This is a genomic window from Asticcacaulis biprosthecium C19 (genome assembly GCF_000204015.1).
Lineage (GTDB): Bacteria > Pseudomonadota > Alphaproteobacteria > Caulobacterales > Caulobacteraceae > Asticcacaulis > Asticcacaulis biprosthecius.
This window is the reverse complement of the sequence record NZ_GL883078.1, coordinates 574,307-594,047: the sequence shown is the minus strand read 5'-3', so window position 1 is coordinate 594,047 and position 19,741 is coordinate 574,307. Positions and strand designations below refer to the sequence as shown.

The following is a 19,741-nucleotide window of genomic DNA, read 5'->3' as shown; positions in this document are numbered from 1 at the left end:
ATACTCCCCCGCTATGCGGGGGAGGTGGCTGCAAGCGACAGCGCGCAGTCGGAGGGGGGCTTTCTTGGCGCGATACTTGGCGGTTTTGACAAGACAGGATTGGGAAAAGGTGACAGCGGGCCAAATCCCCCTCCGTATCAGTTGCTGCCGCAACTGATACACCTCCCCCGCATGGCGGGGGAGTATAAGATATCTGCGTTGATCTCCTCTCCGGAGCCCACCCATGCCTGATCCCATATCCGGCCTGCGCCAGCGGGTATCGGCCCTGGGGCGGGTCGACCTGTTCAACCTGAACATCTTCAATCCGAACTTTTTTCGCCAGACGCCGTTTCGCCTGACCCTGGTCTTTCTCAGCGTCTATGTCTTCGTGGCCTTGCTGGTGTTTGGCTACATCTATCTGGCGACCTCGACGGAATCGCGCGCCTGGGGCAACAGCGCCATCGACGCCCGTATGAAGGTGTTCCAGGAAATCCAGACCACCGAAGGCCAGGCCGGCGTTGTCTCGAAAGTCCTGACCGACGACGCGGTCGAATGGGTCTTCGCCAAGGGCGCTTTTGACGGCTCGGGCCAGGTCCTGGCCCAGAACAATCGCGCCCGCATGGAAGGCCGCGACCTGCCGGACTACGTCATCGCCGCCGGCATGAAGATGCTCAAAGCCGGCCGGAAAGAGATGTCGGTCAACTTCTTCAGCCGGTCACCCAACGACGAAAAATGTTGCCGCTATCAGGGCCGCATCGTCCAACTGGGCGACGATTTCCTGGTCTATGTCGCCATGGATATGAGTTTCGCCGACCATAATTTCCAGCAGGAGGTCAAGGCGGCGGTCGGCGGCGGTATCCTGGTCATCATCCTGGGCCTGTTCGCCGGCACCCTGATCAACCAGGAGGTTTCGCGCTCGGTGCAGCGGGTAACGGGCGTCCTGGAGCGCGTACAGGAAGGTGACCTGAAGGCGCGTATCCCCGTGCGCGACACGGGCGACGAATTCGACGCCCTGGGCATCCGCATCAACCAGACCCTGGCGCGCATGGAAAAGACCATGGGCAATCTCAAATATGCCGGTGACGCCATCGCCCACGACCTGCGTTCGCCGCTGTCGCGGCTGCGGTCGAAACTGGAGGTGTCGCTGATCGACGTCGACAAGGATCCGTCCCAGGCGCGCGAAGCCCTGGCCAAGGCGTTGGACGAGACCGATCAGTTGCTGCGCACCTTCCAGACGGTCTTCGCCATTTCGCGGCTGCAGGCGGCCGGTGGCGCCCCGGACCAGGTGATCTTCGACGCCACCGCCCTGGCCGATGACATGGCCGAGCTGTATGAACTGGTCGCCGCCGACAAGGGGCTGGAGTTCGAGTTCGAGATCGAACGCGACGTCAAAGCTCTGGGCAATCGCGACTTTCTGGCTCAGGCCCTGGCCAACCTGCTGGACAATGCGGTGAAATATACGCCGGAAGGCGGGATCACCCTGCGTTTGCGGCGGACGTCCCAGCGCGAGGTCGAGTTCTCGATCACCGACACCGGGCCGGGCGTACCGGAAAAGGACCGTGGGCGGATCGCCGAGCGCTTCGTGAGGCTGGAAAATTCGCGCACCCTGCCGGGCGTAGGCCTGGGCTTGTCGATGGTCGAGGCTGTCGCCGTCGCGCACAAGGGCCGGCTGGACATCTCCGAAGGCCCGGGCGTGTACAAGAACCAGGGGCCGGGGCTGCGCACAGCTCTGGTCCTGCCGGCGGTCTGAGATTGTCCCGCCTTATCGTCGCGCTGCGGCATTTTCCTTAAGTAAATCCACAGATTACACAGATTAGCATGGATAATCCTTAATCCCCTCTAATCTGTATAATCTATCGACTCACTTTTTGAAGTTGCCGCTACGCGACGGCATCCGGTTGTTTTTCCTGATAGAAAGCCAAGAAACGGTTCCACTGACTGGCTTTTTGCATTACTCAGCAAAGCCTCGATATGCGATTCCGGGGGGAACAGGAGAGGGCGTACCAGGCTACTATGGCGGATGTGTTGTTTTCATCTTTGGTCGACCGGTTGCATCCCTGCGGGCCCGTGCTCAATGAGGCCAATTCCGCCTATGTCATGGAAACGCTGGGGGAGGTCGCCCGCGCCGAAGGCTGGATCGACGTCCTGAAATCCGCCGAACCGGCCCTGCTGCCCATCCTCGGCTCGTCCCCCTATCTGGCCGGTCTGATGCGCCGCGACCCGCAGCGCCTGCGTGAGACCCTGATCAGCGCACCGGAGGCCCGGCTGAAAGCCATTCTGCTGGCCACCGAAGCGCTGGAGCAGCAGGCCCTGACGATCGATACGCTGGACATTCCGGCCGCTAAGAAGATCCTGCGCCACCTCAAGGCCGACACCCATCTACTGACCGCCCTGGCCGACCTGGGCGATGTCTGGAACCTGGATCATGTCACCGCCGCCCTGACGCGTTTTGCCGACGCCGTCACCTGCGCCGCCCTGGCCGTCGTCGTGCGCGACGAAACCGACAAGGGCCGCCTTGTCCCCTTCGAGCGCGGCGAACGCGGCATACTTCCCGGCATGTTTGTCCTGGCCATGGGCAAGCACGGCGCCGGCGAGCTCAACTATTCGTCCGACATCGACATCACCTTCTTCTGCGACCTGGACCGCCTGCCCATCGCCGGTCAGGTCGAGGCCCAGACCTTTGCCGACCGGGTGGCGCGCGCCGTCTCGACCATGCTCAGCGAACGCACCGGCGACGGCTATGTCTTCCGCGTCGACCTGCGCCTGCGTCCCGACCCGTCGTCGACGCCCACCGTGGTCAGCGTGCCGTTTGCGCTCAACTATTACGAATCGGTCGGCCAGAACTGGGAACGCGCCGCCTTCATCAAGGCCCGTCCGATCGCCGGCGATATGATCGAGGCGCGTCAGTTCATGACCGACCTGACACCGTTCATCTGGCGCCGCAGTCTCGACTATCCCGCTATTGCCGATGTTCAATCGATAAAGCGTCAGATCCACGTCTACCATGTCGACGAGCGCCTGGACCCGGCAGGCGCAAACCTGAAGCTGGGCGCCGGCGGCATCCGTGAAATCGAGTTCTTCGCCCAGACCCAGCAACTGATCCTGGGCGGACGCGATCCGTCTCTGCGTTCGCGCCGCACCCTGGACGCCCTGGACGCCCTGCGCCGCGCCGGGCACCTGGCACCGGCTGTCGCCAAGGAACTGAAACAGGCCTATTGCCGCCTGCGCGACTGGGAACATCGCGTCCAGATGATCCACGACGAGCAGACGCACGAACTGCCCGAAGCCGATGAGGGGCGTCTTCCCATCGCCGCACTGTCGGGTTTCTCCAACCTGTCCCGCTTTGATCTGGCCGTGTCGCGGACCCTGCGTCTGGTCAACGGCCACTATGGCGAGCTGTTCAGCGAAGCCGAACCCCTGTCGTCCAGCTTCGGTTCGCTGGTCTTTACCGGCATTGAGGACGACCCCGAAACCCTCAAGACTCTGAAGCGCATGGGCTTTGATCAGCCGGAGCAGGTCTCAGCGACCATCCGGTCGTGGCACCATGGCCGCATTCCGGCGACCCGGTCGGAGCGCGGACGTGAACTGTTTACCCGCCTGGTGCCGCGCCTGCTGGAGGCGCTGAACGAGACGGGCACGCCATCGATCGCCTTTACCCGCTTCTCGCGCTTTTTCGCCACCCTGAACGCCGGGGTACAGATCCAGTCGCTATTCCTGGCCAATCCGAAACTGTTCAAGTCGATTGTCGAGATCATGGGCTTCTCGCCGCGCCTGGCCCAGATGCTGGCGCGCCACCCGACCTCCTTCGACGCCATGCTAGACGCCGGCTTCTTCGATCCGCTGGGTGAAGAGCTGGACGCCATCGTCACCCGCGAGGTCGAACGCGTGCCCGACGACCTGGAAGCCGTCATGAACGCCCTGCGCCGGGTCGGCCGCGAACAACAGTTCCGTATCGGCATGCAGATCCTGTCCGGGCGGCTGGATACCGAGGCCGCCGGCGGCGCCTATGCCCGCCTGGCCGATGCCTGCGTCAACCACCTGGCGCCGCTATGTCTGGAGGATATCCAGCGCCAGGCCGGCCGGCTGGATGGCCAGGTCGCCATCCTGGCCCTGGGCAAGCTGGGCTCGCAGGAAATGACCGCGACCTCGGACCTGGACCTGATGGCCGTCTACCTGCCCGAAGATCCGTCCGGCATATCCAGCGTCAAGGGCTGGGCGGCAGAAACCTGGTTCGGCCGCTTTACCCAGCGCCTGATCTCGGCCCTGTCGGCACCGACCCACGAAGGCTCGCTGTACGAAATCGACATGAAGCTTAGGCCCACCGGTGCCAAAGGGCCGGTGGCAGTATCCCTGGCGGCGTTCGAAAACTACTATACGCGTGGCGCCGACACCTGGGAGTTCCAGGCCCTGACCCGCGCACGGGTTGTGTGGTCGTCTTCGGCTGACTTCGCCGACCTGGCGCGGCTGAAGATCGAGACCATCCTGCGCCGTCAGCGCCCCAGGGGGGAAACCGCGCTGGACGTGCTGAACATGCGCGCCCTGATGGAACGCGAACGCCCGCCCAAGGGTTTCTGGGACTTCAAACTCAGTGTTGGGGGCCAGGTCGACTGTGAATTTGCTGCCCAGTACCTGCAACTGATCCATGCCTCTGAAGGTGGTCCGCTGCGCGTCGGCACCTTACAGGCTCTGTCGGCCATGCAGCGCGCCGGTCTGGCCCCCGCCGATGAGATCGAGGCGGTGGCGGCGGCCTGGCGGGTGCAGCAGTCCCTGGCCCAGGTCATGCGTGTATCGCTGAGCGAAAACGACGATCCGCGCAACGAACCTGAAGCCTTCCAGCGCAAGCTGGCGCGGGCGGTTCATACCCGCCGTCTCGACACGCTGGAAAAGAAACTGAAGGATCTGCGCAAGCGGGCCCGTCAGGCGTTTGAAAAGATTGTCAGGGTCTGACCTCGTCGCGTGGGACGCGACTTTCCCTGGGATGCACATGCCACTGGATATCTTCTCGTCGCTTTCGACGGAAATCGCGATAGAGTTCGTACAAATAGGTGAAGACGCCTTGGGGACGGTGTTCACCAAAGGCTAAGATAATGTCGCGTACACTCATGCATCGCTTTGGTCCCCGGATTGTTCGTCGCCTGGACGGCATGTTTGTGGTAAGGATGTAAGGCCCATGTCCGAGACCCTGCGCATCAGTCTCCCCGCCGCCGACCTGATCCGGCCGACGGTCCCCGTGGCAAGGCCGGAGACCACACGTGTGAACGGCGATCCCGATGAAACCCTGCTGGAACGCATAGCGCACGGCGATACGACCGCCGTGACGACCCTGGTGTCGCGTAAGCTGCCGCGGCTGCTGTCTCTGGCGCGGCGCATGCTGGGTGACCCTGTGGAGGCGGAGGACGTGGCCCAGGAAACTCTGGTGCGGACCTGGAAACAGGCGCGCGACTGGGTTCCGGGGCGGGCGCGCATCGACACCTGGATGCACCGGGTGGCGCTGAACCTGTGTTACGACCGCCTGCGCCGCCGGCGCGATCAGGTCTCTACCGATGATGTTGAAATCGTTGACCCGGCAGCGGGACCCGGTGTTGCGCTGGAAAAAGCGCAAAACGCGGCTTCGCTGCAAACGGCGCTGAAGGCCTTGCCGGAACGCCAGCGGGTTGCCATAACGCTGTGTTATTATCAGGAGATGTCCAACATCGAGGCCGCAGCCCTGATGGAGGTCAGTGTCGAGGCCCTTGAGAGTTTGCTGTCGCGAGCGCGGCGCAGTCTTCGCGCGCGGCTCAATCCTGTCGAGGAAAAATCCGGCAGTGCGGCTGGATCCGATGTTTACCCCAAGCCTGTGCCAAAGCCTGGACCAAAGTTTTTGGATGCCAGGCAGGAAGGTAAGTGATGCGTAACGAAGTCATGACAGCCCGGCGATTCCGGGACATTCTCGACGCCTACGGCGCCGATCCGGCGCGCTGGCCGGACGGTGAGCGTGAGGACGCGCGGGCCTTTGCCGCATCCAATCCGGAGGCGGCCGAGTGGTTGGCCGAGGCCAGGGCGCTCGACGACATGCTGAGGGTGGTCGATGAGATCGCCGTTACCGAACGTCTGCACTTCCAGACCGTGGCCAAGATGATTGCAGCCAACGACGTCGGCGGGCCGATGCCGGCGGTAAAGCCCCGGCGCCTTGCGGTTTTCTGGGCCGGTGCTGGTGTCGCCGCCTGTCTGGCCGGCGCGGTCCTGGGCATGAATCTCAGCCTCGACAGCTTGGATGACCTGCGTGCCGAGTCGGTGCTGGAACAGGCTCAGATGATCGAAATGGCCGAAGATCTGGGGAACGGCTAGGATGGCCGGCAAGATCAAATGGGTCCTGGGCGCGTCGATCGTGCTGAATGTCTTCCTGTTGGCAGCGATGGGCGGCAGCGCCTATGTCGTCAAGCAGCATTGCAAGTCCAAGGCGCCGGCGCCTATGGCCTCGACCTGGGACAAGGCCACAAAAGACATGCCGCCGGAGGCGAAGGCGCGGATCAAGGGGTTGATGAAGCAGTCGGCCCTGAGCGGTGAAGAGGACATGGCCAAGGCGCGCGACCTGCGCGCAGAAGCGGCGCGTCTGGCGGCGACCAATCCCTATGAGCCGGCGCGCATCGCTGCCCTGTCGGAAGAGGCGCGCAGCTACGAAGACCAGGCCCGCGCCAAGGTGGAACGCGCTTTGATTGAAGGGATGGCGGCTTTGTCGGCGGATGAACGCAGGCTGGTGGCCGATCACCTGCTGAAGGCCAGTTTCCGGTTCCGCTATTTCCTGATGAAGCCGACGGACGCGAAACCGGGAGAGGCGAACGCGTCGGCGTCGAAATAGCCTCTTTGCGATCGGTTGGGGCGAACACTTGTAACAACAGTGGCCAGTGTCCTCTTGCTTGGCGCTTCCGTCGCGTCTAGCGTCTCTCCGCATTTCTGAGGGTCTTCCATGCACAGTCGTATCTTGGTTGGGTTGCTGTCGGCGGCCTTCCTGTCCGTCCTTCCATCGGCTGGGGCCTTGGCGCAGACCTCTAATGTCTGCACATCGCCAGCGCAGAAGCTGGATGAGAAAGGTTTCGTCGAGATCGGCGGTATACCGCAGTGGGTCACCATCAAGGGCGAGCGCTGCGATAACCCGATCGTCCTGATCGTCCATGGCGGGCCGGGCAATCCGATGAGCCCGTTCTCCGACGTCATCTATGGCGGTTGGGAAAAGGACTATACCGTCGTGCAATGGGATCAGCGCGGCGCCGGCATGACCTGGGGCAAAAACCGGCCGTCCGAGGACACGCCGCTGACCATCGACCAGATGCGCGACGACGGCGTCGACGTCGCCCGCTACCTGACGCAGCACCTGGGCCAACGCAAGGTCATCCTGCTGGGCGGATCGTGGAGCTCGATCCTGGCCGTCCATATGATCAAGGCCGAGCCCGACCTGTTCTACGCCTATCTCGGCTGGGCGCAGATGGTCAGTTATCGCGACAACCTGCCGGCCACCTATACCCGCCTGCTGGACATGGCACGCCTGGCCGGCGATCAGGACAGCATCACAAAGCTGGAAGGGATCGGCGCGCCGCCGTGGACCAATCCGCGCAACTTCGGCATCCTGCGCCGCATCGACCGCAAATATGAGGGTCTGGCCACCGATCCGGCGCCAGCCCATTGGTGGCAACGGGCGCCGGACTATGCCACGCCCCAGGCCCAGGAGGACTACACAGCCGGTGAGGACTATTCCTACATCCAGTTCGTCGGCTGGAAAGGCGACGGCATGTTCTCGCAGGTCGACCTGCCGGCTCTGGGAACGGAGTTCAAGGTGCCGGTCTTTTTGTTGCAAGGTGAGGCAGACTACCTGACCGTGCCGGAGATCTCACGGGGCTACTTCGACAGTTTGATGGCACCGGTCAAGGCGTTCGTCCTGTTGCCGCGCACGGGGCATGATCCCAATAGCATCATGGTTGACGCCAAACTGAAGCTATTGAACGAGAAGATTCGACCGCTGGCGGATTAAGTGTTTAGTTCAGCGGCGAGTAGTCCGTTGGTTTCATCTCAACCGAGACAACACCATCGGTGGCGGTGAGGATCGGACCGTCCACCTGGCTGTCGGCGGCGACCTTCTTCCACGCCGCGTCAGCGCCGAAGGCGGCCCACGAGGCGTCTCGCGCGTCCTTGTCGGAGTAGGCCATCAGGTAGATCATCTTGTTTTCGAGCTCAGGCTGGTCGCCGGTCGGGCGCCAGTAGAGCAGGTTGGTCATGCCATGCTTGGTGAAGAGACCCAAGGTATGGTCGCGGAAGCGGGTGTGGAGATTTTCCAGCCTGCCGGGACGGGTGGTATAGGTCCGTAGCTCGAAGTAGCGCGGCGGCGTTGCCGACGTCAAGTCGAGCACCGGGGAATAGTCGGTCGGCACGAGGAACAAGGTCTCCGTCCGCGTGGTCAGCGCGCCCTTGGCCTGGCTGGCGCGGTCGACCCGGGTCCGTTCAGGATCGGTGTCGAAAGCGTTCCACGCGGCGTCGCGCGCGTCGCGGTCCTTGTAGCCGATGAGATAGATGAGACGGTGATCGTCGGGATTTGCCGGGTGGAAGACCGCGATCGGCGTCATGCCGTGCTTACGGAAAAGGCCGATGGTGTGATCGCGAAAGCGCGCGTCGAGCTCGGCCATCTTGCCCTCGGCCGCCGTGTCGATGCGCAACTCGTACATGCCGATCTGCGGCGGCTGAAGGCTTTCCGCGCGGGTGCCCCAGGCGGCGACCGCGACGATCGCGGCGATAATGATCGCGGCAGCGTAGCGAAAGAGTATGCCGGGACGTGATCGGGCAAGGGTCGTCATGTTTTCCTCCTGTCGTTGCGCCTGTTTTTCGACCTGTGACGGTCTGGAGCATCAAGGAGAATGTCTAGACCTTAATCACCGTGCTGGATACTGCCCTTGGAGCCATCTCGAAAAGCCGGCGGGCTATGATTCAGCACCCACTTGTGCCCCCACCGACGGCACATGCGCCGTCATAATGTGGGTCGGTCCCAGGATTTGCGGGGTCTGTGCGTATTTCAATTCCGCCAGTTGCCGGCTGACTTTCTTGACCAATTGCTCAATCGTGACGTTCGTATCGTCGCGCAAAATCTGGGCCAGGCTGTAGGTGAAGGCTCCGTGGCTGGTCGCGCCGTGGCGATACTCATAGGAAAATTCTTCTTCCCCGCATGCCTCGATAATCAGGGGAAGATAAGGGCCACTGGCCGTCCAGCGGATCTTGTCGGAAACTTCCGAAATGACGCCGCGTTCGCGCTGGACAAGGCTGGAAATCCCACTTTTGGTCAGCTTCCACAGAGCAGCAGCGCTTTCCCAAGGCGAAATCTCGGTTTTTTCGAAGATATCGTCATAGGTCACGAAATGATGGTCCAGCGCGACGCCTTCGGTGACGGGGAAAACGCTGTTGATGGCTTGCGGCCATCTCACCATCCAGTCCGACTGGCGGTGGTCACCCAATCCATGGACGCCCAGGAATTTCAAAGTTTTCGTCGTCATGGTCCCCTCGCTGGACGGCATGTCGGCGCGCGTGGCAAACGGAATGGATCAACGCTTGAACTGGTAGCCGCGAGGCACGATGTGGCCTGTGGCCGTCATCGCTAAAACGCGCGCTTATGTTGAGTTTGTCAAATTAAAATTCGCCGCCTGGTAGATTTTTCGGCTGCTGATCTGACCTCACGCCGCGGCGGCGTCATCTGCGCCATGGACCGCCTGGCCGGTCTGCCGGATTGGCAGGATGACATTGACCGTCGTGCCCTGGCCTTCCGTGCTGTCGATCTCCAGACGGCCACTGTGCATCTCGATCAGTGACTTGGTGAGGGCGAGGCCCAAGCCGGTTCCCTCCTTAGTCTTGGAGAACTGGTTCTCGATCTGCTCGAACGGCCGGGCCAGCCGTTCCATATCCTTGGCGGCAATGCCGATACCGGTATCGGCGACCGCGATATGGACATTGTTGTCGGTCATAGCAGCCGAAATGGTGACCGTGCCATGCTGCGGCGTGAACTTGATGGCATTGGTCAGCAGGTTCAGCAGGATCTGCTTCAGCGCGCGGAAATCGGCTTCGATCTCGGGCAGTTGCGGCATGTGCACGCGGATCTTCAGGCCGGCCTTTTCGGCCCGCTGGCGCACCAGGCGTAGCGTGTCCTCGATAACTTCATCCAGGCTCACCGGTTCGATGCGTAAAGTCATTTTCCCGGCCTCGATCTTTGACATGTCGAGGATGTCGTTGATCAGGCTGAGCAGGTGCTGACCCGAACCCAGGATGTCGCCGGCATATTCCTTGTAACGCGCATGGCCAAGCGGCCCGAACATCTCGGTCGCCATGATCTCCGAAAAGCCGTTGATGGCATTCAGCGGTGTGCGCAGTTCGTGCGACATGTTGGCCAGGAATTCGCTTTTGGCGTGGTTGGCCGCTTCGGCGCGAATCTTGGCCATCTCGTACTTGCGTGCCAGGATCATCTGCTGTTGGCGCGCCTGTTCCAGTTTCTGAACCAGGGCCTGCAACTCTTCTTCGTTGCGGCGACGGAACTCTTCCTGGATTTTGACCGCGGTGATGTCGGTGCCGGTCAGCACTCGGCCACCTTCCAGCGTGCGGCTCTCGGCAATCTGGATCCAGCGCCCGTTGTTCAGCTCGGCCTCATAGACGCCGTCGCGAGCGTCCGGCGCCGGTTGGTGCCGACGGATGGCGATCTGCATCACCTGATCAATCAGTTCGCGTGGGGTGCCGACGCGCAGGAAACGCTCGTCGATACCGAAGGTCTCGCCAAAGGTCTTATTCCACATCAAAAGGCGATGGCGGCGGTCCCACAGCACGAAGGCGTCGCTGACCGAATTGATGGCATCCAGCAGGCGGGCTTCGGCGCGCTGGGCCCGCGACTGGGCCATGCGCTCGTCCGACACATCCAGCGCGACGCCGTTCAACCGGAGGAAACCGAGTTGGTTGCGGGCGCCGACCGACTGGCCGCGGACATCGACCCAGATCGACTTGCCTTCGGCATTGGGAACGCGGAACGAGACATCGAAAGCGCCCTTCAGCCGGGCAGAGTCGAGCGCCTTCATGACGTCGGCGCGGTGTTCCGGCGCGACGCGGTTCACGAACTCGCCGGTGGTCGCGACGCCGCCCCCGCCCCAGCCCAGCATGACGCCGGTGACGTCGGACATGTAGATCAGGTCCTGCTCCAGATCCCAGTCCCAGATGCCGCAGCGGGCGGCTTCGACGGCCAGGCGGTAGCGCTGCTCATTGGCCTGGAACTGCAGGTTGTCCGTGTGGGTCTTGCGGGCCTGAAACACCAGCAGCACACCGAACAGCGCCCCTATCAGCAGGGGACCACCAACGAAGATCAGACCCTTGATCCAGGCGGCGGAGGACGAATAGAACTGCTGCGTCGGAACGCCGGCCACGGCGATCCGGCCGTCGCCCTGGGGGGCGGAGGCCAGCTTGACGAAGCCGTCGCCGTCGCGCGCCCCCTGGATCAGGTCGCGGCTGTCGGCGCGGGCGCGTAGTTGCGCGTAGGAGACCGACAGGGCGTCCTTGATGTCGAGGCCAATCAGGCGTTCGTCCGAGGATTCGAGGATGGCGCCATCACCGGCGACCAGCAGGCTGAGGCCATTGGGTTGTGGTGGCGCCAGTTCACCGTCAAGCCGAGCCACCAGGGTTGACGCGCCGGCCCGGGTGACAACATAGGGACGGGCCTGAGGCGTCAAGCGCGAACTCAGGGTGATCAGACCGGCCGGGGCGCCCTCCTGGGCGGCGCGCAGGATGAGGCTTGGTTCGTCTGTGCCGCTGGTGGCGGCAATAGCGCCATCGCGCACGACGGTTACGCTGAGGGCGGCGCCCCGCGACAGTTTCAGCGCCTGTTCCGCCGCGGTCAGGGCATCGTCGGGCCGCACGGCCAGGTGCATCGCAGCGGCGTCCAGCGCCGTACGCGCCGAGGTCAGGCGGGTTTCGGTCCGGGCCGCGGTGACCTGGGCGGCGGACAACAGGCGCAAGCCCTCGCTGTCCTTGTCGGCCGACAGGCTGTTGTTGAGTTGAAGCGTCGACAGCCCCATGAACAGCACCAGACCGAGCGTCAGGCCCAGGGCGCCAAGGCGGATCCACAGGGGCATGGACTTGCCGACCGGGTAGGTCGCCATCGACATGGCCGAGGATTTGAGAACCTGTTTGAAATCACGCGGGGTGCCGGACACCCCAGACATCGTTGTTTCGTCGCGCAAGCGGCGCGCCGACGCGGCGTCTGTCCTCGGGGCGGACGTTCGCTGATGTTGACGTCCAGACGCCACTTAATGTCCCGCCGTGATTCGCATGCAATTCAGAGGGTAAACGCGAGGTTAAGCTATTGTCGAGAGTCTTAAGTCTTTCTAAACTTCGCTTATGAACCGTTATTTTTGATATCGATTTCAAAAAGCCGTTGCAAAGCTGCACGCCAGTCACGCCCCGTTACGTCGCGCGCCAATCCTTCACGCCACGTCGGAATCCGGATCGTGGGGGTCTTGTGTAAGCTTCTTGCCCTTAACGGGCGGCTTGTGGTCTTCGCTCCAGCCTTCGCGGCGTTCGGGGCCCATATATTTCGGATCCATCTTGCGGCGGCGGTCGGGGCCGAAATATCCACCGGTCTTGATGAACGGCCGGGGGTGGTTCACGATGGCCACGACCTTACGGTGCAGTTCCTGGGCGGTGACCGGCTTGCAGCAAAATTCATTTGTCCCGGAATCGCGTGCCGACAAAACACGTGAGCGTTCCGAGTGGGCGGTCAGCATGATGATCGGGACATAGCGGTTGGCGCTGTCGGATGAGTTGCGCACCAGCTTGATGAACTCGACCCCGTCCAGCACTTCCATCTGATAGTCGGTGATGACGATGTCGATCGAGTCGTGCTTCAGGCGGTGGAAGGCTTCGGTGGCGTCGCGGGCTTCGAAAATCTGGGTGGCGCCGAAGCCACGGAGGATCGTTTTGACAATATTGATCATGTGGGCGTTGTCGTCCACCACCAGGAACCTTACACGTTCGAGGCCCGCCAATATTGTCTCCCGAAATTACACACAACTAGACAAAATCGGACTTTCGGAGGATTTGCCTTAGGATTGGTTAACAACCCGGCCCAGGCTTTGCATTTTAGTAAGGCGTGTTTGCCACGAGCCCTACCCGTTTAGCGCTTTTCCGGCCAGTTCCGCGACATTTTTCGACAGGTTGGGCTGGGCTAGTATGGTCTCCAGCGCCTTCTGCATCCCGTCCTTGTAGGGCGAGACGTAGTTGCGGAACCGCGACAGCGGCTCAATCATCCGCGCGGCGGTCATCGGGTTGAAAGTATCGACCATCAGCACCTGCTTGACCAGGACGTCGTAGCCCTTGCCTTCGGCATTGTGGAAGACGCTCTGGTTGGCGGCGAACCCGCCGACCAGGGCACGCCAGCGGTTGGGTGTCCGCGCGTCGAAATCGGGATGGTTTTGCAAGGCTTCGACCCGGGCCAGGGTGTCTGGGTGCGGGCAGGTGGCCTGAAGCGAAAACCACTTGTCCATGACCAGGGGCTCATGGCGAAAGCGGGCGTAGAAGGCGTCCAGCGCTGCCTGGTAAGGTGCGCCCTGGACATGCATTAGGGCGATCAGGCCGCCGACCATGTCCGTCATATTGGTCGCGGTCCCGAAGTGGTTTTCGGCCAGGGCGATCATCTGCGCATCGTCGGCCAAATCTGCCCTGGAATGCCCGGCCAGCAGCAGGTCGAGCAAGGCGTTGCGGAAGGCCCGGTCGCCGGCGGCCTGGGCGTCGGGTGAGAAGGTGTCGGGTGTGACGATGATCTTGTATTGCGCCAGAAGCGTGTCCTTCAACTGGACCGACAGGGCGGCCTTGAAGCGCTTGCGGCTGGCGTGCAGGAAAGCAGGGTCGACCGGCAGTATCGACTGGGCCAGGTCGCTTTCGGTCGGCAGGCCAAGGATCAGCGCCTTGAACGCCGGTTCCAGTGCCGCATCGATCAGGGCCGCTTTTAGTCCGGCGGCAAAAGCGTCGATCTGCGCCTGAGCCGGCTCCGGATTGAGCAGGATTGTCCGCGCCAGGCCTTGCGCCGCCTCCCACCGGTTGAAGGGATCGGGATCGCCTTTCAGGCGGGCAAAAGCGTGGTTTTCCGGCTCGTCCAGGTTCAGGATGACCGGCGCCGAGAAGTGACGCAAGGCGGAGACGACCGGCTGTTCGGCGACGCCGTTCAGCACCATGTCTTGGCTGGCATCACGCAGCACGATCAAAGTCTCAGTCTGGCCGTCGTTGAAGGTCAGGGTTTCGCCGGCTTCGCTGAGCAGGCCCAGCCGAATCGGGATGGGCAGCGTCGTCTTGGTCGGCTGGCCGGGTGTCGGCCGCGTGGCCTGGGTCAGGTGCAGCGTCAGGGACTGGTTGACGCTGTCATAGCTGGGGGCGATGTGCAGTTGTGGCGTGCCGGCCTGGGTATACCAGTCCAGCATGCCGGAATAGTCTTCGCCGGTGACCGCCGAGAAGCTGGCGACGAAGTCTTCCAGCGTCGCCGCGGTGCCGTCGTTCGCCGCGAAATAATGGTCCAGGGCGCGGCGGTAGGTGTCGGCGCCGACGATGGTGCGCAGGACGCCGACAATTTCGGCGCCTTTTTCATAGATGGTGGCCGTGTAGAAGTTGTCGATCTTGGCGTAGGACGACGGCCGCGCCGGATGGGCCAGAGGGCCGGAATCTTCCGGGAACTGGCGCGCGCGCAGGGCGCGAACATCCTTGATGCGCTGGACGGCGTGGCCGCGTTGATCGGCGGAGAAGCCCTGGTCGCGATAGACGGTCAGGCCTTCCTTCAGGCACAACTGGAACCAGTCACGGCAAGTGACGCGGTTGCCGGACCAGTTATGGAAATATTCGTGCGCCACCACCGACTCGATGCGTTCGTAGTCGAGGTCTGTCGCCGTGGTCGAATCCGCCAGCAGTAGCGAGGCGTTGAAGATGTTCAGCCCCTTGTTTTCCATGGCGCCGAAGTTGAAGTCGCGCACGGCGACGATCATAAACAGGTCCAGGTCGTATTCACGGCCGTAGGCCTCTTCATCCCAGCGCATTGACCGCTTCAGCGCGTCCATGGCGTAGACGGCGCGATCTCGCATGCCTGTATCGACATAGATCCGCAGCGCGACCTCACGGCCCGACACTGTGGTGAAGCTGTCCTCCAGTACGTCCAGTTCGCCGGCGACCAGGGCAAACAGATAGGCCGGCTTGTTGAACGGATCCTCCCATTGGGCAAAGTGACGGCCATTGCCCAACTCGCCCGTTTCGATCAGGTTGCCATTGGACAGCAGGTGCGGCAAGCCAGCCTTCGGAGCCTCGATGCGGACGCGGTACTTGCTCATCGAATCCGGACGGTCGAGGTAGTAGGTGATCTTGCGGAAGCCCTCTGCCTCGCACTGGCTGCAGTAGCGGCCCGACGACATGTACAGCCCTTCCAGGGTCTTGTTGTCGGACGGATTGATCTCGATCTCGGTGTCCAGCACGAAGCGGTCGGGGACGGCGGCGATCGTCAGGGTTTCGTCGGTGACCGTGTAGTCGGTCACGGCTTGGCCATCGATTGCCACGGAGATCAGCTTCAGGCGCTCGCCCATCAGGACCAGCGGCGCATCGGCGGCCCCCTGGCGCTGTAAAGTCAGGCGCGCCTTGACCCGCGTGGCGGTCGGCGCCAGGTCGAAGGTCAGTTCGGTGGTGGGGATCAGAAAATCCGGACGTTTATAGTCGGCGAGGCGAATGACGGGGGGCTGTTCGGTGCGCATGATCGGGTCCGGATGTCAGTGTCTTCGGACCATATGGGGCGTCGCCGGGCGAAGGCAATGCGGAAAAGCCTACTCCGCCATCTTGGTGTCAGCAACGTCCGTCTCGACCGCCCTGCGCAGTTGCTCCGCGCGTCTGGCCAGCTTCAACAGGTCGTCGTCGATCTCGGCGCTGTTGTCGCGGGCATATTCGCGCAGGTCCTTGATGAGTTTCAGCATCCGCGGTGCCGCCGCGATCAGCCGTGCCTGCATCTCGATCAGCGCCGGATCGCGTTCGTACTCGGCGCCCGGCACGCGCCAGCCGCCCCAGTCGTTCACATCGGTGACGACGATGGGATAGGTGCCGGGGAAGGGGTGGTTGCGCGATTCATCCGGGCTTTGCCACTTGTTGCGTGCGCGCATCAGGCGCCAGTTGCCCATGTCGCTGTCGCGCGCTTCGGCCTCGCCTTCCGGAATCAGCTCGCTTTCGGCAAAGTCGCGGCCCAGACCGCAGTCGTAAGTCACCCGAACCGGCTCATCGAAGCCCTTCACCCACACCGGATTGACCTTGTCGATGACAGCCCAGGTACCCACGGGTTCGACATAGACGCGCTGGTGACGGTGATAGGTGGCTTTTGCCATGAATGTCCCCGCTTAGATTCTTAAGCTTTTTGGATCTTCAGACTAGCGCCAAACCGTTAAGAATTGGATGAATGCGGCTTGTTGCGACCGCAACCATAAAAATTCCATCTCGACCAAAGTGTTAGCGGTACCTTATCTTGCGCTGCACAAAAATATGTTTAAGCTTGTTGTCACAAACAAAAAGTCCGCAGAGCCACAACCGACGGACACCGGGTTAGAAGCAACTTATTGAAGGCTTTCAGGCCATGAACGAGACCCTCGTCCGACACCATGCCGCCCTGCTGGACGGCTACCTAAATGAAACCGTTACGGACCTGGGGCGCGGTGGCGTCCTCGACAAGATCGAGGCGCTGAAACAGCCCGACTTCGATTTTTCCGCTCTGACGGAATCCGAGGCCGCCCATGCCGCCCGCATCCTGACCTGCCAGTCGACGCTGCAGGTCATCGCCGACGACGTCTCACAACTGGGCCAGATCGATACCTTCACCACCTCCGACGGCTCCATCCAGACGGTAACTCTGGCCAATGCCGTCCATTCGGCGATGAAGGCGGGTCTACCGGCCGAGGATGTCGAAACCGTCCTGTCCGAGCTTCTGGCCTCGCCGGTCTTCACCGCCCACCCCACCGAGATGCGCCGCGCCTCGGTCGTCGAGCGCGAATACGAAATCACGCAGCTACTCCAGGCCTATGAAAAGGTCACCAACCACGCCGAGCGCAACCAACTGGAGGACGACCTTTATCGCGCCGTCTCCCTGTTGTGGAACACCCGCCTCAACCGGCCCGAGCGGATCACTGTCCAGGACGAGATCAATAATCTGGTCGGCGCCGTCAAACGCTCCATCCTGCCGGCTCTGGTGACGCTGTACAACGAATGGGGCCGCGAAATACCGCACGACGGTAAGCTGCCCAACATTCTCAAGCTGGGCTCGTGGATCGGCGGCGACCGCGACGGTCACCCCCATGTCGACGAAGTCACGCTCAACTACGCCTTCAAGGTCCAGGCGACCGTTCTGTTCGATTTCTACACCCAGCAACTGGACCAACTGGACCGCGAACTGACGGTGTCGGACGAGGTCACCCCGGCCAGCGAAGCCGTCAACGACCTGGCGCGTAAGTCGCTGAACACCGACATCCACCGCATCGACGAACCCTACCGCCGCGCCCTGGCCCACATGAAGCTGCGCCTGGCGCGCACCCGTGCCCATGTGCTGGGCGAGCCGGTAACCAATGGCGCCTCCACCGCGCCCGCCTATGATGCGCCGGAAGTGTTCAACAAGGATCTGCGGATGATCCGCGATAGCCTGGCCGAACACGGCGGCCGCCGCATGATCGGCCGCACGCTCAAGACCCTGATCCGCATCATCCGGTCGTGCGGCTTTCACTTGCTGGCCCTCGACCTGCGCCAGAATTCCGATGTGCATGAGCGCGTCATAGCCGATCTGTACACCCACTCGTCGGAACTGGTCGACTATCTCGGCATGTCGGAAAGCGAGCGCTGTTCGCTGCTGTTCGCCGAACTGACCAATGACCGGATGCTGCGCTGGGATTTTGCCAAATATTCCGACGAGACGCGCAAGGAACTGCGCATCGTCGACGCCGCCGCCGCCCTGATCACGACCTACGGCCCCGAAGCTTTCGGCGCCTACATTATCTCCAAGGCGTCGTCGGTGTCGGACATCCTGGAGCCGCTCGTTCTTCTGAAGCAGGCAGGCCTGGTGCGCGGCGGCCCCCAGCCCCACACCATGATCAAGATATCGCCGCTGTTTGAAACCATCGGCGACCTGGAAGCCGCGCCCGACATCATGAAGAAGTGGCTGGGCAACTACGCCGTACGCTCGCTGATGGGCCGGCCGGCCATCCAGGAAGTCATGCTGGGCTATTCCGACTCCAATAAGGACGGCGGCTACACTGCCTCGCGCTGGAACCTGCATAAGGGCTCCAAGGCTGTCAAGGCGGTGTGCGACAAGGCCAAGGTCAAGCTGCGTCTGTTCCACGGCCGCGGCGGCTCGGTCGGCCGCGGCGGCGGTCCGGCCTTTGCCGCCATCCTGGCTCAGCCGGAAGGCACGGTGAACGGCCAGATCCGCGTCACCGAACAGGGCGAGATGATTGCGCGCAAGTTCGGCAATGTTACCACGGCGCACAAGACTCTGGATAGCTTTGCCGCGGCGGCCTTCCTGGCGACCGTGCCGCGCGGCAGCGAGCATGACGCCGACATCAAACTGGAGAAAAAGTTCGCCCCCGTCATGGACGACCTGTGCGACGCCTCGTTCAAGGCCTATCGCGGCCTGGTCTATGACGACCCTAACTTCCTGGCCTTTTTCCGCTCGGTGACGCCGATTTCGGAGATTTCGGACCTGAAGATCGGGTCGCGGCCGGCCTCGCGGACGGCGTCGAACAAGATCGAGGATCTGCGCGCCATTCCATGGGTCTTCTCGTGGTCGCAATCACGCCTGATGCTGCCCGGCTGGTACGGTTTTGCCGCGGCTGTGCGCGAGGTCGGTACTGACGACAAAACCTTACAGGCCATGGCGAAGTGGGACTTCTTCGACGTCTTCCTGGCCAATATGGAAATGGCCCTGGCCAAGGCGGACATGGACATTGCCGCCCTGTACCTGCCGCTGGCCACTGAACCGGAAGAGGCGAAGCGCATCTTCGACCAGATCCGTTTCGAGTTCGACGATACGGTCTCCCTGATCAAGCGCATCCGCGGCGCCCAGACCCTGTTGTCGACGCATGAGCGCCTGCGCCACCAGATCGAACGCTCCCGGCCCTTGCTGGACACCTTGAACCGGCTGCAGGCGCACCTGTTTGCGGTCCGTCGCGCCGGCAACCAGCACAAGCTGGTCAAGCTGGCGATGCAACTGACGGTCAGCGGTGTCGCCAGCGCCCTGCGCAATACGGGGTGACAGCCGTTCAGGCACGCACGATACGACCCGCGTAGCAGCCGCGCTTTGCGTAGTGCGCGTGAAGGTAAGCGATGTCGCTATTGGCGAATAACCGCGCAATCACCGGTTCCAGCGCCGTGCCGTCGGCCAGGTCGGCATCCAGCATCTCGCCGCCGGTCGTGAAGCCACGCAAAGAAATGGGCCGGACTCGCATGACGTCGGGAATCGTACCGGTCGATGTGGCCGCGGCCTGCGCTCCTTCACGTACGAAGATAGCGTGGCTGGCGCGATAAGGCGTGTTCGCCGGCTGGTGGACATAGTTGAGCAGCAAGACCTGCTCGCCGATCTCCAAGTCACGCATTTCGATTCTGTCGGGGAAACCCGGCTTGGTGTCGACCGTGTAGCGTTGGGCGCCAGACTTTTCCAGGTCGGCATCGCTGAGGCCGTAGAGATGCTGAAAAGGTGCGGGATCAAGGCCCAGGATACGGTATG

General features: G+C 62.5%; 14 protein-coding genes. 7 read left to right on the top strand and 7 right to left on the bottom strand.

Translation table 11 applies throughout. The features are described from left to right. Positions 1–223 precede the first annotated feature (223 nt). The 6 genes from ABI_RS13105 to ABI_RS13080 all read left to right on the top strand — a co-directional run bounded on the left by ABI_RS13105 (position 224) and on the right by ABI_RS13080 (position 7,984). Positions 224–1,729 (top strand): sensor histidine kinase, encoded by a 1,506-nt coding sequence (locus ABI_RS13105; RefSeq protein WP_006273491.1) that lies wholly within the window; start codon positions 224–226, stop codon positions 1,727–1,729. A 263-nt stretch (positions 1,730–1,992) separates the two neighbouring features. Then, positions 1,993–4,926 carry a bifunctional [glutamine synthetase] adenylyltransferase/[glutamine synthetase]-adenylyl-L-tyrosine phosphorylase gene (locus ABI_RS13100; protein ID WP_006273490.1) on the top strand — a complete coding sequence of 978 codons (2,934 nt, stop codon included), beginning with the start codon at positions 1,993–1,995 and terminating at the stop codon, positions 4,924–4,926. Between the two features lie 223 nt (positions 4,927–5,149). Beyond that, positions 5,150–5,866 (top strand): RNA polymerase sigma factor, encoded by a 717-nt coding sequence (locus ABI_RS13095; RefSeq protein WP_006273489.1) that lies wholly within the window; start codon positions 5,150–5,152, stop codon positions 5,864–5,866. Continuing rightward, positions 5,866–6,306, top strand: coding sequence for a hypothetical protein (locus ABI_RS13090; RefSeq protein WP_006273488.1), 441 nt, complete (start codon positions 5,866–5,868; stop codon positions 6,304–6,306). The genes ABI_RS13095 and ABI_RS13090 overlap by 1 nt, the downstream gene beginning before the upstream one ends. Before the next feature lies 1 nt (position 6,307). Then, positions 6,308–6,817 (top strand): periplasmic heavy metal sensor, encoded by a 510-nt coding sequence (locus ABI_RS13085; protein ID WP_006273487.1) that lies wholly within the window; start codon positions 6,308–6,310, stop codon positions 6,815–6,817. Positions 6,818–6,925: 108 nt separating this feature from the next. Then, positions 6,926–7,984, top strand: coding sequence for an alpha/beta hydrolase (locus ABI_RS13080; RefSeq protein WP_157138891.1), 1,059 nt, complete (start codon positions 6,926–6,928; stop codon positions 7,982–7,984). 4 nt (positions 7,985–7,988) lie between these two features. Here ABI_RS13080 and ABI_RS13075 read toward each other — a convergent pair whose 3' ends face one another. From ABI_RS13075 to ABI_RS13050, 6 genes are all read right to left on the bottom strand, one after another. Beyond that, positions 7,989–8,801 (bottom strand): NIPSNAP family protein, encoded by an 813-nt coding sequence (locus ABI_RS13075; RefSeq protein WP_006273485.1) that lies wholly within the window; start codon positions 8,799–8,801, stop codon positions 7,989–7,991. Between the two features lie 123 nt (positions 8,802–8,924). Next, entirely contained in the window at positions 8,925–9,491 is a 567-nt protein-coding gene (locus ABI_RS13070) for a caspase family protein (protein WP_006273484.1), read from the bottom strand. A 177-nt stretch (positions 9,492–9,668) separates the two neighbouring features. Then, positions 9,669–12,188: a sensor histidine kinase gene (locus tag ABI_RS13065; protein ID WP_157138890.1), complete on the bottom strand. Its 2,520-nt coding sequence runs from the start codon at positions 12,186–12,188 to the stop codon at positions 9,669–9,671. Between the two features lie 261 nt (positions 12,189–12,449). Then, positions 12,450–13,010: a response regulator gene (locus ABI_RS13060; RefSeq protein WP_083811499.1), complete on the bottom strand. Its 561-nt coding sequence runs from the start codon at positions 13,008–13,010 to the stop codon at positions 12,450–12,452. Between the two features lie 120 nt (positions 13,011–13,130). After that, on the bottom strand, positions 13,131–15,746 hold the full coding sequence (gene pepN / locus ABI_RS13055) for an aminopeptidase N (RefSeq protein WP_006273481.1): 2,616 nt from the start codon (positions 15,744–15,746) through the stop codon (positions 13,131–13,133). Positions 15,747–15,815: 69 nt separating this feature from the next. Further along, positions 15,816–16,364 carry a hypothetical protein gene (locus tag ABI_RS13050; protein WP_006273480.1) on the bottom strand — a complete coding sequence of 183 codons (549 nt, stop codon included), beginning with the start codon at positions 16,362–16,364 and terminating at the stop codon, positions 15,816–15,818. A 245-nt stretch (positions 16,365–16,609) separates the two neighbouring features. On the opposite strand from ABI_RS13050, the gene ppc reads away from it, so the two are divergent. Next, positions 16,610–19,270 (top strand): phosphoenolpyruvate carboxylase, encoded by a 2,661-nt coding sequence (gene ppc, locus ABI_RS13045; protein ID WP_006273479.1) that lies wholly within the window; start codon positions 16,610–16,612, stop codon positions 19,268–19,270. 7 nt (positions 19,271–19,277) lie between these two features. On the opposite strand, the gene ABI_RS13040 is transcribed toward ppc, so the two are convergent. After that, on the bottom strand, positions 19,278–19,741 hold a 464-nt coding region (locus ABI_RS13040; RefSeq protein ID WP_083811498.1), incomplete at its 5' end, for a DUF1203 domain-containing protein.

Coding starts and splice junctions, on each gene's coding strand:
- ABI_RS13080 (WP_157138891.1), top strand. CDS start 6,926: ATGCACAGTCGTATCTTGGTTGGGTTGCTGTCGGCGGCCTTCCTGTCC.
- ABI_RS13095 (WP_006273489.1), top strand. CDS start 5,150: ATGTCCGAGACCCTGCGCATCAGTCTCCCCGCCGCCGACCTGATCCGG.
- ABI_RS13070 (WP_006273484.1), bottom strand. CDS start 9,491: ATGACGACGAAAACTTTGAAATTCCTGGGCGTCCATGGATTGGGTGAC.
- ABI_RS13090 (WP_006273488.1), top strand. CDS start 5,866: ATGCGTAACGAAGTCATGACAGCCCGGCGATTCCGGGACATTCTCGAC.
- ABI_RS13100 (WP_006273490.1), top strand. CDS start 1,993: ATGGCGGATGTGTTGTTTTCATCTTTGGTCGACCGGTTGCATCCCTGC.
- ABI_RS13075 (WP_006273485.1), bottom strand. CDS start 8,801: ATGACGACCCTTGCCCGATCACGTCCCGGCATACTCTTTCGCTACGCT.
- ABI_RS13065 (WP_157138890.1), bottom strand. CDS start 12,188: ATGTCTGGGGTGTCCGGCACCCCGCGTGATTTCAAACAGGTTCTCAAA.
- pepN (WP_006273481.1), bottom strand. CDS start 15,746: ATGCGCACCGAACAGCCCCCCGTCATTCGCCTCGCCGACTATAAACGT.
- ABI_RS13050 (WP_006273480.1), bottom strand. CDS start 16,364: ATGGCAAAAGCCACCTATCACCGTCACCAGCGCGTCTATGTCGAACCC.
- ABI_RS13105 (WP_006273491.1), top strand. CDS start 224: ATGCCTGATCCCATATCCGGCCTGCGCCAGCGGGTATCGGCCCTGGGG.
- ABI_RS13085 (WP_006273487.1), top strand. CDS start 6,308: ATGGCCGGCAAGATCAAATGGGTCCTGGGCGCGTCGATCGTGCTGAAT.
- ppc (WP_006273479.1), top strand. CDS start 16,610: ATGAACGAGACCCTCGTCCGACACCATGCCGCCCTGCTGGACGGCTAC.